Below are 14,883 nucleotides of genomic sequence, written 5' to 3' on the forward strand. Positions count from 1 at the left end.
CCAAAACGTCGCCAATGCACGCTGATATTGGATTTTCTTGTTTGACGCTCAGAATAAATTGCGGTAAATATGGTGTTAACAGTTTATTTACGGATATTTGTGTAATGATTTTTTCTTCTTCTCGACTGCTGAAACTTCTCCTTATCGTGAACCAATCGCGCGGGTAAGTTGTGGGTCAAGAACTACACAAATATTAAAACCCGCGCTGAGCGGGTTTTTTTGTAACTGGCACTTTTAAAAGAACATCATTCTTAATAATAATTTGGATAGCAATCGATTCATTATCGATATAAGGAAGCACCCATGAACGATCAAGTGATAATTTTTGACACGACCTTACGTGATGGCGAGCAAGCGTTGGCAGCAAGCCTTACGGTAAAAGAGAAATTACAGATCGCTTATGCACTTGAACGACTGGGTGTAGATGTTATTGAAGCGGGTTTCCCTGTGTCATCCCCAGGCGATTTCGAATCAGTACAAACCATCGCAAAGAATATTAAAGATAGCCGCATCTGTGCGCTTTCTCGTGCCGTTGCAAAAGATATCGATGCCGCTGCCGAAGCACTAAAAGTAGCTGATCAGTTCCGTATTCATACCTTTATTTCAACATCGACGGTTCACGTACAAGACAAATTACGCCGCAGCTACGACGATGTTGTCGAGATGGCAGTGAAAGCGGTAAAGCATGCGCGTAACTATACCGATGATGTTGAGTTCTCTTGTGAAGATGCCGGTCGTACACCTATCGACAACCTATGTCGCATGGTTGAAGCCGCGATTAACGCGGGCGCAAAAACCATCAACATTCCAGACACCGTAGGCTACACAGTACCGAATGAATTTGGTGGCATTATCCAAACGCTATTTGATCGCGTACCAAACATCGATCAAGCGATCATCTCTGTTCACTGTCACGATGACTTAGGCATGTCGGTTGCTAACTCAATTGCGGCTGTTCAAGCAGGTGCTCGACAAATTGAAGGCACAATCAATGGTATTGGTGAGCGTGCGGGTAACTGTTCTTTAGAAGAAATTGCAATGATCATCAAAACTCGTCAAGAGCTATTAGGTGTTCATACCGGTTTGGACCACAAAGAGATTCACCGTACCAGTAAGTTGGTTAGCCAGCTTTGCCATATGCCAATTCAAGACAACAAGGCAATCGTAGGTGCTAACGCATTCAGCCACTCTTCAGGTATCCACCAAGACGGCATGCTTAAGAACAAGAACACTTACGAGATCATGACACCTGAGTCTATTGGCTTGAAAAACAAAGCTTTGAATCTAACCAGCCGCAGTGGTCGTGCAGCCGTTAAGAGCCACATGGACGCAATGGGCTACAAAGACAATGAGTACAACCTAGATTCATTGTACGAAGACTTCTTGAAGCTTGCTGACCGTAAAGGCCAAGTGTTCGATTACGATCTAGAAGCACTAATGCACTTCGCAAATCTACGTGACGAAGATGACTTCTATAAACTTAACTACCTAAGCGTACAATCTGGTAGTGTTATGTCTACCACCAGCATTAAGCTGCAATGTGGTGACGAAGAGAAATGCGAAGCGGCTGTCGGTAACGGCCCGGTTGATGCTTTATACCAATGTATCTACCGCTTAACAGGTTACGAAATTGCATTGGATAAATTCGACCTTACCGCGAAAGGTGAAGGCGAAGATGGCTTAGGCCAAGCTGATATCATTGCTAACTATAAAGGCCGCAAGTACCACGGTACGGGCGTTTCAACGGATATCGTTGAGGCCTCTGGTCAGGCGCTACTGCACGTTATTAATAGCATTCAACGCGCAGACACCATCGCTGAAATGAAACAGCAAAGAATCGCGACAGTTTAAACACCCAATAACAGAGCCCTAGAGCCGATGTTGTTGGCTTTAGGGACAAAATTTAAAACGAGCGAAAGAGCTCAGTAACAAGAATTAAAGGATTAACATGACTGATAAATCATACAAGATTGCCGTACTACCTGGTGATGGCATTGGCCCAGAAGTAATGCAACAAGCACATAAAGTGCTAGACGCGATCGAAAAGAAGCACGCGATTAGCTTTTCTCGCGAAGAGTATGATGTTGGTGGTATTGCGATTGATAACCACGGCTGTCCACTTCCAGAAGCAACAGTAGCTGGCTGTGAAGAATCTGACGCAGTACTTTTTGGCTCGGTTGGCGGTCCTAAATGGGAACACCTTCCACCAAACGATCAACCAGAGCGTGGTGCCCTACTTCCTCTACGTAAACACTTCCAACTGTTCTGTAACCTACGCCCAGCACAAATCCATAAAGGTCTAGAGTCTTTCTCTCCTTTACGTGCTGACATCTCAGGTAACGGTTTCGACATCGTGGTTGTACGTGAGCTAACAGGCGGCATCTACTTCGGCCAACCTAAAGGTCGTGAAGGCGAAGGCGCAACTGAAAAAGCATTTGATACTGAGGTTTACCACCGCTACGAGATCGAACGTATTGCAAAGATTGCGTTTGAATCGGCACGCCTACGTAACAAAAACGTTTACTCAATCGATAAAGCGAACGTTCTACAGAGCTCTATCTTATGGCGTGAAGTGGTTGAAGAAATCGCAAAAAATTACCCAGATGTCACGCTAAACCACATGTACATCGACAACGCGACCATGCAGTTAATCAAAGACCCATCTCAGTTTGACGTAATGCTGTGTTCAAACATCTTTGGTGACATCATCTCTGATGAGTGCGCAATGATCACAGGCTCTATGGGTATGCTTCCTTCTGCTAGCTTGAACGAAAGCAACTTCGGCCTATACGAGCCAGCAGGCGGCAGCGCACCAGATATCGCAGGTAAGAACATCGCAAACCCAGTCGCGCAAATTCTTTCTGCAGCACTAATGCTTCGTTACAGCCTAGGCGAAGAAGCGGCAGCACAAGACATCGAAGCAGCGGTATCTAAAGCGCTTTCAGCAGGCGAGCTAACAGCAGACCTTGCAGGTAACAACCAAGCACTGACTACCTCTGAAATGGGTGACAAGATCGCTGAGTACATCTTAGCTTCATAAGCTAAATACTCCGATTAAAAGCAAGTACATAAGAATAATATCAAGCCAAGTCAGCGTAAACCGCATGACTTGGCTCGAAACAAACACTGGGACTGATGCTCCCAAGGAAGAAAAGCTATGTCGACAAACCAGCAAGCAAAAACCTTATACGAAAAAGTTTATGACGCTCACGTTGCGGTTGCAGCGAAGGGCGAAACACCAATTCTTTATATCGATCGCCACTTAGTCCATGAAGTAACCTCGCCACAAGCCTTTGATGGCCTGCGTGAAAAAGGCCGTAAAGTTCGCCAAGTAGGCAAAACTTTTGCGACCATGGATCACAACGTATCGACACAAACGAAAGACATCAACGCTTCTGGTGAGATGGCTCGTATCCAAATGGAAACGCTATCGAAAAACTGTGAAGAATTTGGTGTCACGCTTTACGATCTAAACCACAAATACCAAGGTATTGTGCACGTAATGGGCCCAGAGCTAGGTATTACTCTGCCGGGCATGACCATCGTATGTGGTGACTCACACACAGCAACACACGGTGCATTCGGTTCTTTAGCATTCGGTATCGGCACTTCAGAAGTTGAGCACGTTCTAGCTACTCAAACGCTAAAACAAGCTCGCGCAAAAACCATGAAAATCGAGGTAAAAGGCAAGGTTGCTCCAGGCATCACGGCAAAAGACATCGTGCTAGCGATCATCGGTAGAACAACGGCTGCTGGCGGTACAGGCTATGTGGTTGAATTCTGTGGTGAGGCAATTACCGACCTTACGATGGAAGGTCGTATGACAGTATGTAACATGGCAATCGAGCTTGGCGCTAAAGCAGGCTTAATCGCTCCAGATGCAACGACATACGAGTACATCAAAGGCCGTAAGTTCTCTCCAGAGGGCGAAGACTTAGAAGCGGCAATTGAATACTGGGACACATTGAAAACCGATGCAGACGCTGAATTCGATGCGGTTGTGACATTAGAAGCAGCAGACATCAAACCACAAGTCACTTGGGGTACTAACCCAGGTCAGGTTATCTCGGTAGACACACCAATCCCTGCGCCAGAAAGCTTCGCTGACCCTGTAGAAAAAGCATCTGCAGAAAAAGCGCTGGCTTACATGGGCCTTGAAGCCGGTAAATCTCTATCTGATTACAACGTAGATAAAGTGTTCGTAGGTTCTTGTACTAACTCTCGTATCGAAGACATGCGTGCAGCAGCAGCGGTAGCGAAAGGCCGCCAAGTAGCGAAACACGTTCAAGCGCTTATCGTTCCAGGTTCTGAGCAAGTAAAAGCACAAGCTGAAGCTGAAGGCCTGGATAAGATCTTCATCGAAGCCGGCTTTGAATGGCGCTTACCAGGCTGTTCTATGTGTCTTGCAATGAACAACGACCGTCTAGGTCCACAAGAGCGCTGTGCTTCTACATCAAACCGTAACTTTGAAGGTCGCCAAGGCCGTGATGGTCGTACGCACCTAGTTAGCCCAGCAATGGCAGCCGCAGCGGCAATCGCTGGTCACTTTGTCGATATTCGTGAACTTTAATTAGAGGATTTAACATGTCAGGTTTTCAACAACACACCGGATTAGTCGTTCCTCTAGATACGGCCAACATCGATACTGATGCGATCATTCCAAAGCAGTTTCTACAGAAAGTAAACCGCATCGGTTTTGGTAAACATTTGTTCCACGATTGGCGCTTCCTAGACGATGCAGGCCAACAACCAAACTCTGAGTTTGTAATGAATGAAGCACGCTACCAAGGCGCTTCAATTCTTCTAGCTCGTGAAAACTTCGGTTGTGGTTCATCTCGTGAACACGCACCTTGGGCGCTTGCCGATTATGGTATCCAAGTAATGATCGCACCAAGCTTTGCCGACATTTTCTACGGTAACTCGATCAATAACCAAATGGTGCCAGTTCGATTGACTGAGCAAGAAGTGGATGAGCTATTCCAATTCGTTGAAGCGAATGAAGGTGCAGAAATTACGGTTGATCTAGAAGCAATGAAAGTCAGCGCGAACGGCAAAGAGTACTCGTTTGAAATTGATGAGTTCCGTCGTCACTGCTTACTGAATGGTTTAGATAATATCGGCCTTACACTTCAACACGCCGATAAGATTTCAGAGTTTGAAGCTAAGATTCCTAGCTTCCTGAAATAATGAGACGTTTCTGAATAAATCTAAAGGTTGGCCTAGTGCCAACCTTTTTTATTTGGCTAAGCTTTTAACTTAACTTCATATGTTTATTTAAATGAAGAGCAATGAAAGAAAATGGTAAGCCTTAAGGTCTTAGTAGTCAGTCATCAGGAGAATGCCATGAAACAACTACTTTTTATTGTCAGCCTACTTTTCTCAACCTTAGCTTGGTCTGCGCCTAAATCCGATCTTTGGCCATACTGGAACCAAAGCGACGAAACCAACCTAGAACAGGTACCTCACCAAGATTGGCAGCAATTTCTCGATAACTACTTAGTTAAACAAGGGCAAAATACGTTAGTTCGCTATAAAGCGGTGAACACTGCCGATAAGACAAAACTTAAGCAATACATCAAGCAACTCGAACAAGTTAATCCGCTCGACTATTCAAAAGCGGAGCAGTATGCCTATTGGGTTAACCTATACAACGCCGTGACTGTCGATTTGATTCTTGATGCCTACCCGATCAAATCCATCACTAAACTTGGCGGACTATTTAGTTTCGGTCCGTGGGGAGATGATGTGGCAGTCGTTAACGGGAAATCACTGACACTCAATGACATTGAACACCGAATCCTAAGACCGATTTGGCAAGATCCTCGTACGCATTATGCAGTGAACTGTGCCAGCTTAGGTTGCCCTAACTTACAACCTGACGCTTTTACCTCTGACAATACTGAAGCCTTACTAGAGCAAGCTGCAACTGAGTTTGTAAGCAGTGATAAAGGCGTACTGGTTACAAATAATAAGCTTCAACTATCATCGATTTACGAATGGTTTGCTGTGGATTTTGGTACAGAGAAACAACTTATTCGTCACTTAGAACAATATCGAACTGAAGCAATAACCAATACTCAAAACATCAGTTATGAATACGATTGGTCGCTCAACCAAGCAAACTAGCTCTAAGGCTAAAGTTGATCACTAAAGCAAAAAAAAAGAGGCTAGAGGTTTTATTAACCGCTAGGGCGTGTTGACCTTTCGCGGTTAAATTTTGTTCGAGATAAAAGCGTTTTAATCGCGGCGAGGGGGAAGTAGCCTAGTCATTCTAAGCCAATCCCCCTCAACAAAGAGTAAAACGCTTTTAGCCGAACCCTTTGGGCAGCGTTTGCTGGCCATTTCTACTGCGTTATCGGCTTCTCATGTAGGCTAGCTACATATCAAAGCCTCTGTCTTGTATAAATACCCAGCAACTCGCTGCAAAAATCAGCTCGAAAGCTCAACACGCCCTTGCCTCTTTTTATCTATTGAACTGTGTTTCTACAATTAAAAGCTTGAGCCCGGTTGCTGCAAGAATTCAATTTCTTCGGGAGTCGAAGTTCGCCCTAACACCTCATTACGGTGCGGATAGCGCCCAAAACGCTCAATGATGACCTTATGCTTAAACTCAAAATCCAGATTATGTTCTAATCCCGTTTGAGAAAAGAGTTCCACGGCTTGTTCATGGACTAACAGAGATTCACTGTGCATATAAGGCATATACAGGAAGCTTTTCTGTTGCTCGTTAAGCTGGTGATCAAAACCACCCGATACCGCCTCTTGGGCTAGAGCCAACGCCATCGGATCAGCAGAAAATGCTGTCGGACTGTTTCTACCAATATTTCGAGAAAACTGATCAAGCACGATAATCTCAGCCAATCGTCCTTGCGCAGTTTGGCGCCACTCAAATAGCTCGCCTTGAATGGCTGCTTTATGCAATTCAGAAAATCGAGACTCTATCAAAGTGTCAATCTCGGCGCCCCCAGTAAACCAATCTTTAGGCGTCAACTCATCGAACCAAAACTCTAGAACATCCTGATACGTTACCGTCATATAATTCCCTTTGATAAAAAACCGAGTAACTTTGTTATTACTCGGTTTAGTGTTCGATTACTTAAAACCTTTGACCTTCTTTATCAGGTCATAAGCATTTTGAATTTCTTGCGATTTCTCTTTCGCAACATTCATCATCTCAGGCGGTAATCCCTTCGCCATCAGTTTATCTGGGTGATGCTCATTCATCAGCTTACGGTAGGCTTTCTTCACCTCTTTACCGTCAGCACTTTCACTCACACCAAGAACCTTATATGCATCGCCTAGCTGGTTCTGTTGTGAAGCCTGTTGCCAACCTGATGATTGCCCATGACCTTGATGGCCACCAAAGCTTCCACCTTGCTGTTGGAAACGGAACGCAGCTTCTTGCATCTGCAAGCGGCGTTCTAGTTGCTCTGCCGAAAACCCAAGGCCTTGCGCTATTTTATGCAGAACTTGGCGCTCACTCGGGTGCAAACTTCCATCCGCAAATGCGGCAGATACCTGAAGCTCTAGAAAGAACTGCAGAAGATCAAAACGACCACCCGATGAGATTTTCACTCGATCCAGTACATCGCTCAGAGGGAAGTCGCTCTCTTTGCCGTCACGGAATGCATCTTGCGCCGCTTTGCGTTGTTCGCCATGCAGGTTCATTCGCTCCATCATGGTAGAAGCGAGTTGAATCTCTTCTGGCGTTACCTGTCCTTTCGCTTTAGCAACGTGCCCCATAACCGCAAAAGCGGATTTAAAAAACTCGTTCTGTCTTTCTGCTTGGCTTGGACCTCGACCAAAACCAGAGCTATTGAAGCCCGATTGGTTCAATCGGCGAGCTTTATCGAATTGGTGTCCTAAAAACAGACCAAAAACTAAACCGAGTGGCCCTCCAAATAAAAAGCCAAAAAACGCGCCCAAAATTTTGCCAAATATTTGCATTATGTGTTCTCTATCTATGAATTTTATCTGAGTAATGCTGTCTGATGATGCTGAATGCTATTATTTCCTTTATCATAAGGAAAATGCTTTATTAATTGGATTGATACTAGATCAACCCTTCATCTAGTGACACAGGATAGTTCAACTTCATGCAATCTTTTTCCCGCACCTTGTTAGCCGCGTCTATAAGTACGGCGTTATACGTGTCGACAACTCAAGCTGAAACAATCACCGATAGTAGTGTGCAGGAAATGCCCTCTATAGATCAATGCTTGATCGAGCCCGCAGCAGAAAACGAGACACAGCTACCCGCTCACGTTGAGTCAGATCGCTTAGAAGCTATCAATGGTGACAAAGCAATATATTCCGGAGACGTAGTCGTTACGCAAGGGAACAAGACCATCCTTGCCGATAACGTAACCCTGCACCAACAAGAAAATATCGTTGTAGCTGAAGGCAACGTAAACTTTAGTGATGGTCAAATCAAATCTATCTCAGACAAAGCGACCAATAATCTAACTACAGATGAAATGACGCTTGAGAACACCGATTACGAATTCCTTTGCGAGCCCGGTCGAGGCGATGCTGTTTATATCGCAAAAACAGGTAAAGCGGTTTATGAGATTGAAGATGGCTCGATAACCTCTTGTCCGATTGGCGACAATGCTTGGCGCCTAAGAGCATCAAGTATTGACGTCGATCAAAATGAAGAACAAGCAACCTTCTATAACCCACGTTTTGAAATCCAGAGCGTACCTGTTTTCTACCTACCTTATTTAACTGTTCCGATTGGTGATACCCGTAAGACAGGTTTCCTTTACCCAACCGTGTCATACGGTTCAAGCGATGGCTTTGAAGCTGAAATCCCTGTTTATTGGAACTTGGCGCCAAACTACGACTTGGAAACCACCTTCAAGTACATGCAAGAGCGTGGTACTCAACTCAACAGTAAATTCAGATATTTGAGCGATTTTGGTTCGGGGAGTATCAAGTCAGAGTACCTGCCTGATGATAAAAAGTACGAAGAGAAAGGCGACCGTTGGGGGGCACAACTAGAGCACTCAGGTATATTCCAACAGTCTTGGTTATTCGAAGTCGACTATTCAAAAGTGAGTGATATTGATTACTTTACTGACGTTAGCTCAAGCAGTATCGGTAACCGTGAAGATGGCCAGTTATTACAAGAAGGCCAAGCGACATACCGTTCTCAAAATTGGGACGCATCGGTGCTTGTCCGAGATTTTCAGGTTTTGACTCCAAACAACCAACCTTATCGTCTAATGCCACAGCTAGAGTATAACTACTATGCTCCTGAAGTGATGAAGTACTTAGACTTCGACATGATCAGCCATGTTTCAGTATTCGATACTGATGCGTCAAACAAACCATCTGCGACTCGTATTCACGTGGAACCTGGCATTACTATTCCTGTAGGGAACACCTGGGGTACATGGACGACAGAAGCTAGAGTACTTGGTACTTACTACCAGCAGGACCTTGATGGTGTTGATACTGGTGAAGGCTCTGAATACGAGGGATTAAAAGAGTCTGTAAGCAGGGTCATTCCTGAGTTTCGCAGCCACGCAGGTATCATTCTGGAGCGGGATACCACTATTGTTGGCGGCTACACGCAAACCCTTGAGCCGCAAGTTCAGTATCTTTATGTACCTGAAGAGGAGCAATCTGACATTGGCCGTTATGATACTACTCTGTTACAAACGGATTACTATGGTCTGTTTAGAAGCCGTAAATACAGTGGTGTTGATTTCATTGCAGCAGCTAATCAAGTTAGCTATGGCGCATCATCTCGTTTCTTTGATGATGAATATAAAGAACGTCTCAACATTTCTTTTGGCCAAATTTTTTATATCGACAAAGATACCAAACAAAATTTAAACACCAACGAGGTTGATAAGAACTCAAACTACTCATCTTGGGCAGTAGAAGTTGACTTTAACTACGATGACTACCTGTTTTACCATGGTGGGGTGCAATACGACATTGACACTACAGCGATGCAGCTTGCAAACAGTACGTTAGAATACCGCTTCACTGGTGGTTACATACAAACTAACTATCGTTATGTCACAGAAGAATACATAAATGAAACTGTAGATTTTGACGTATCATCCATCACAAGAGATGGTATCTCTCAAGCAGGATTACTTGGTGCCTACCAAATTTCACCGAAGTGGAGCACAAGTGCTCAATATTTCTATGATTTAACCACACAAGAAGATCTAGAGTGGTTAGCTCGTTTAAACTACAGATCGGATTGTTGGTATATTGGCTTTACCTATAGTAACCGTTTGACGAACAACATTAGTGACCCAAATATCACACCTGAATATGAAAACAACTTTAGTGTGAACTTCGGTATTGTTGGCTTCGGTACCAATATCGGCTCTGACTCTGGCGCTGTTGGGGATAGCAGCTCTGATAACTCATTGAGCTACGGTCGACCATTCTTCTTAAACAACTAATTTTCTTTACTGATAAACGTCAGTAAATTTAAAGGATTACACATGACATTGTGGAAACGCACATTAATTGCTATCGCAGCGACTTGTACTTTATCAACAAGCTTTGCAGCGCCAGTCGAGCTAGACAGCGTAAAAGTTATCGTTAACGAAGGCGTTATCTTGCAAAGTGACATCGATGCCTCGATGAAGACGCTGCGCGCAAACGCTAAGAAAAGCGGTCAAACATTGCCATCGCAAGATGTGCTCAATGAGCAAGTACTAGAAAAATTAATCATCGATACTATTCAAACTCAAGAAGCGGAACGTATTGGCGTACGTATTGATGACGCGAGGCTTGATCAAGCAATCGAAGGCATCGCGAAAGACAACAACCAAACGGTTGAACAACTTACCGCATCGGTTGCGGAAGAAGGCCTTAGCTACAATGCATTTCGTGAGCAAGTAAGAAAAGAGATTGCAGCAAGTGAAGCTCGTAACGCCTTAGTTCGTCGCCGTATCAATATTCTTCCTGCAGAGGTCGATAACCTAGCGGATATCTTAGCGCAAGAGACTAACGCGACCGTTCAATATAAAATTGGCCACATTCAGCTACGCTTTAATGACGACCAAACCAAAGAAGAGTTAGAGGCTCAAGCTACTGAGCTGGTTGAAGAACTGAACTCAGGCAAAGATTTCAGCACCATGGCGTATACTTACTCTAAGGGTCCTAAAGCGCTGCAAGGTGGTGATTGGGGTTGGATGCGTAAAGAAGAGATGCCAACCATTTTTGCTGATCAAATCAAAATGCAAAATAAAGGCAGCATCATCGGTCCTTTCCGTAGCGGTGTAGGCTTCCACATTCTAAAAATTGAAGATGTGAAAGGCTTAGAAACCGTAGCAGTTACGGAAGTTAATGCTCGTCATATCTTGATTAAGCCAACTGTCATCTTGAGTGACGATGGCGCCAAGGAGCAACTTGAGGAGATCACGCGCCGCGTAAACGCAGGTGAAGCGAGCTTTGGTGACCTTGCACAGCAATACAGTCAAGATCCAGGTTCTGCAGTACAAGATGGTGAGCTAGGCTACCAAACACCAGATTTGTATGTACCAGAGTTCAAACACCAAGTAGAAACCCTGCCTGAAGGCAAGATCAGTGCACCATTCAAAACAGTCCACGGTTGGCACATTGTTGAAGTACTAGACCGTCGCGAAGTAGACCGCACCGATTCAGCTCTGAAAAACAAGGCTTACCAAATTCTATTTAACCGTAAATTCAACGAAGAAGCTGGTGCCTGGCTACAAGAAGTAAGAGCAAGTGCCTTTGTTGAAATGGTTGAGGACGACCAAGATGACAACAACTAAACGTATTGTCATAACTGCAGGTGAACCAGCAGGGATAGGTCCAGACTTGACTCTGGCTCTATCCCAAGAAAGTTGGCCTCATCAACTCGTAGTTTGTGCTGATAAAACACTGCTGTCCGAGCGAGCCAAAATTCTTGGTATCGACGTCGATCTGCTAGATTATGACGCAAACGCAGCTAAGCAACCGCAACGCGCTGGCACACTGGTAGTGAAGCACGTTCCACTTGCTGAAGCGGCAGTTGCAGGTCAACTCAATGAGGCTAATGGTCATTACGTATTAAATACTTTAGAAACCGCAGCAATTGGCTGTATGAATGATGAATTTGATGCTATTGTCACCGGCCCCGTTCACAAGGGTGTAATTAACCGAGCTGGCGTTGCTTTTAGCGGCCATACCGAGTTCTTTGCAGAGAAGTCCAATACGCCACTGGTGGTGATGATGTTGGCAACTGAAGGGCTGCGTGTTGCGCTAGTAACAACGCACATCCCACTAGCTTATGTATCTCAAGCTGTGACCGAAGACAGATTAGAGCAAATTATTGCTATTCTGAATAAAGATTTGGTTGAGAAATTTGCTATTGAGAAACCAACTATCTATGTATGTGGCTTGAATCCACATGCTGGTGAAGATGGTTGTTTAGGGCGTGAAGAGATTGAAACCATCACTCCGACGCTAGAAAAAATTCGCCAAAAAGATGGCATCAATTTAGTTGGCCCATTGCCAGCAGATACCATCTTTAATGAAAAATATTTGCAAGATGCAGATGCTGTTTTAGGTATGTATCACGACCAAGTACTCCCGGTATTGAAATACAAAGGGTTTGGTCGCTCAGTGAACATCACGCTTGGCTTACCGTTTATTCGCACATCAGTCGACCACGGTACCGCCTTAGACTTGGCAGGGAAAGGCCAAGCCGATACAGGGAGCTTTAGAACAGCGCTCACGCACGCCATTGAATTAGTAGAGAAAAAGCAATGAGAAATGATGTCCACTTAGGACACAAAGCGCGTAAACGTTTTGGTCAAAACTTCCTTAACGATCCATACATTATTGATGGCATCGTATCGAGCATTAACCCACTACCAGGTCAAAACTTGGTAGAGATCGGCCCTGGTCTAGGCGCAATTACTGAGCCTGTGGGTAAGCTTGTCGATAAATTTACCGTTATCGAATTGGATAGAGACCTTGCAGAACGTCTTCGTAACCATCCAGATCTTGCTGACAAGCTAACGATCCGTGAAGGCGATGCGATGAAGTTCGATTTCCAAGAACTGGTTAAGCCGAACAATAAACTACGTATCTTTGGTAACTTGCCATACAACATCTCTACACCATTGATGTTCCACCTTTTTGAATTCCATAAAGACGTGCAAGACATGCACTTTATGCTTCAAAAAGAAGTGGTTAACCGTCTAGCAGCTGGCCCTGGCAGTAAAGCTTACGGGCGCCTTACTGTAATGGCTCAATACTACTGTAAAGTGACGCCAGTGCTAGAAGTACCACCAACGGCCTTCGTTCCGCCACCGAAAGTAGACTCAGCAGTCGTTCGCCTACAGCCATACGAAGTACTGCCTTACCCGGCAAAAGATCTGAAATGGCTTGACCGCGTATGTCGTGAAGGCTTTAACCAGCGTCGTAAAACAGTTCGTAACTGCTACAAGAGCTTAATCGATAAGGAAGTGCTTGAAGAGCTAGGTATCAACCCAAGCATGCGTCCTGAAAACTTAACGCTCGAGCAGTTTGTCGACATGGCAAACTGGTTGTACGATAGCCACAACGCTGACAAATAAATAAAAAAGGCTCCTACACTTCGGTTAGGAGCCTTTTTTATGTAATACTTTAATTACATTAAGTATATCAACAACAAAAGGTGCGAATATGGATATATCTACGCCTTGTATCAAATGCCAGGTTCACTCTAAATACATAGAAGAACAATCTGAGCCAACGAAGAATCGTTATGTCTTCGCCTACATTATTACCATCAAAAATCTAAGTAAAACAACGGTGCAACTTATGTCTCGCCGCTGGTTAATTACCGACTCTAACGGCAAGCAACTCACCATTGAGGGTGATGGTGTGGTTGGGCAACAACCCGTGATTGAAGCTAACGACGAATACACTTACACGAGTGGTACTGTCATCGAAACCCCTGTTGGCGTTATGCAAGGTCACTATGTGATGACCGATAACAAGGGCATTGATTTTATTACCGAAGTTGACCCATTCAGACTCGCAATCCCTAATATTCTTAATTAGCCGTACATCTGTATCTACAGGAAATTATTGTGTCGAATTACATTGTCGGAGACATCCAAGGGTGCTTCGACGAACTTCAAGGACTACTTGAAAAAATTAACTTTGATAAACACCAAGATACTTTATGGGTCGCCGGAGACTTAGTTGCTCGAGGCCCTAAATCATTGGAGACGCTACGCTTTATTCGTAGACTTGGTGACGCAGCTAAGGTTGTATTAGGCAACCACGACTTACACCTTCTGGCGGTGTCTTTAGGGCTATTCACAGCGAAACCAAAAGATAAGACTCAAGCGATTCTTGATGCTGAAGATCGTGAACTGCTACTCGAATGGTTGAGACAACAGCCTTTGCTTCAGGAACATCCAGAGTTCGTGATGTGCCACGCAGGTATCTCACCGCAATGGGGCCTAGAAAGAGCACGTGTTGAAAATCGAGAGATCGAATCCTTGTTAAAGTCCGATAAATGGCAATGGCTAATCGAAAACATGTACAGCAACACGCCTGATTTATGGCATCAGGGTTTACATGATATTGAGCGCTATCGCTATGCGATCAATAGCCTGACAAGAATGCGCTTCTGCTTTGAAGATGGCCGACTCGACATGGCATGTAAGCTACCACCAAATGAAATAACCGATGAACCATTAGTACCGTGGTTTGACCTTCCTCAACGCATAAAGTTCGATAAAACCGTTGTTTTTGGGCATTGGGCTGCACTTGAAGGCTATAACGGAAAAGACGTGATTGGACTCGATACTGGGTGCGTCTGGGGAGGAGAGTTGACGATTCTTCGCTGGGAAGACAAACAGTTCTTTACCCAAAAAGCGCTATAGAGATACGAGATACGAGATA

At 44.6% G+C, this 14,883-nt stretch carries 13 protein-coding genes; 11 read left to right on the forward strand and 2 right to left on the reverse strand.

Going from position 1 to position 14,883, the window contains the following annotated elements:
- Positions 1–303: 303 nt before the first annotated feature.
- The 5 genes from leuA (at position 304) to AB4484_RS01035 (ending at position 6,126) form a co-directional block, all read left to right on the forward strand.
- Positions 304–1,851, forward strand: a complete 1,548-nt coding sequence (gene leuA, locus AB4484_RS01015; RefSeq protein ID WP_019826902.1) for a 2-isopropylmalate synthase — start codon at positions 304–306, stop codon at positions 1,849–1,851.
- Positions 1,852–1,948: 97 nt separating this feature from the next.
- Complete coding sequence (gene leuB, locus AB4484_RS01020; protein WP_372076017.1) at positions 1,949–3,040, forward strand: 3-isopropylmalate dehydrogenase; 1,092 nt, start codon at positions 1,949–1,951, stop codon at positions 3,038–3,040.
- 117 nt (positions 3,041–3,157) lie between these two features.
- Positions 3,158–4,570: a 3-isopropylmalate dehydratase large subunit gene (gene leuC, locus AB4484_RS01025; RefSeq protein WP_372076019.1), complete on the forward strand. Its 1,413-nt coding sequence runs from the start codon at positions 3,158–3,160 to the stop codon at positions 4,568–4,570.
- A 14-nt stretch (positions 4,571–4,584) separates the two neighbouring features.
- On the forward strand, positions 4,585–5,187 hold the full coding sequence (gene leuD / locus AB4484_RS01030) for a 3-isopropylmalate dehydratase small subunit (RefSeq protein ID WP_372076021.1): 603 nt from the start codon (positions 4,585–4,587) through the stop codon (positions 5,185–5,187).
- 156 nt (positions 5,188–5,343) lie between these two features.
- A complete protein-coding gene (locus AB4484_RS01035) occupies positions 5,344–6,126 on the forward strand; it encodes a DUF547 domain-containing protein (protein WP_372076023.1) in 783 nt (260 codons plus the stop codon).
- Positions 6,127–6,489: 363 nt separating this feature from the next.
- On the opposite strand, the gene AB4484_RS01040 is transcribed toward AB4484_RS01035, so the two are convergent.
- Both AB4484_RS01040 and djlA read right to left on the reverse strand, forming a co-directional pair.
- Positions 6,490–7,035, reverse strand: coding sequence for a DUF924 family protein (locus tag AB4484_RS01040; protein WP_372076025.1), 546 nt, complete (start codon positions 7,033–7,035; stop codon positions 6,490–6,492).
- A 57-nt stretch (positions 7,036–7,092) separates the two neighbouring features.
- Positions 7,093–7,947 carry a co-chaperone DjlA gene (djlA, locus tag AB4484_RS01045; protein ID WP_372076027.1) on the reverse strand — a complete coding sequence of 285 codons (855 nt, stop codon included), beginning with the start codon at positions 7,945–7,947 and terminating at the stop codon, positions 7,093–7,095.
- 149 nt (positions 7,948–8,096) lie between these two features.
- Between djlA and lptD the strand changes: the two genes are divergently transcribed.
- From lptD to AB4484_RS01075, 6 genes are all read left to right on the forward strand, one after another.
- Complete coding sequence (lptD, locus tag AB4484_RS01050) at positions 8,097–10,430, forward strand: LPS assembly protein LptD (RefSeq protein ID WP_372076029.1); 2,334 nt, start codon at positions 8,097–8,099, stop codon at positions 10,428–10,430.
- A gap of 42 nt (positions 10,431–10,472) precedes the next feature.
- A complete protein-coding gene (gene surA / locus AB4484_RS01055; protein WP_048609649.1) occupies positions 10,473–11,771 on the forward strand; it encodes a peptidylprolyl isomerase SurA in 1,299 nt (432 codons plus the stop codon).
- Positions 11,758–12,750, forward strand: coding sequence for a 4-hydroxythreonine-4-phosphate dehydrogenase PdxA (gene pdxA / locus AB4484_RS01060; RefSeq protein WP_372076031.1), 993 nt, complete (start codon positions 11,758–11,760; stop codon positions 12,748–12,750). The genes surA and pdxA overlap by 14 nt, the downstream gene beginning before the upstream one ends.
- Positions 12,747–13,562, forward strand: a complete 816-nt coding sequence (gene rsmA / locus AB4484_RS01065) for a 16S rRNA (adenine(1518)-N(6)/adenine(1519)-N(6))-dimethyltransferase RsmA (protein WP_017062942.1) — start codon at positions 12,747–12,749, stop codon at positions 13,560–13,562. Before pdxA ends, rsmA begins: the two co-directional genes overlap by 4 nt.
- 88 nt (positions 13,563–13,650) lie before the next feature.
- Positions 13,651–14,031 (forward strand): Co2+/Mg2+ efflux protein ApaG, encoded by a 381-nt coding sequence (gene apaG / locus AB4484_RS01070; RefSeq protein WP_004735899.1) that lies wholly within the window; start codon positions 13,651–13,653, stop codon positions 14,029–14,031.
- A gap of 29 nt (positions 14,032–14,060) precedes the next feature.
- The gene (locus AB4484_RS01075; protein WP_372076033.1) at positions 14,061–14,864 is read left to right on the forward strand and encodes a symmetrical bis(5'-nucleosyl)-tetraphosphatase; all 804 of its coding nucleotides are present in this window, start codon (positions 14,061–14,063) and stop codon (positions 14,862–14,864) included.
- Positions 14,865–14,883 lie beyond the last annotated feature (19 nt).

Source organism: Vibrio sp. 10N.261.46.A3 (genome assembly GCF_041472995.1).
Classification (GTDB): Bacteria; Pseudomonadota; Gammaproteobacteria; order Enterobacterales; family Vibrionaceae; genus Vibrio; species Vibrio coralliirubri.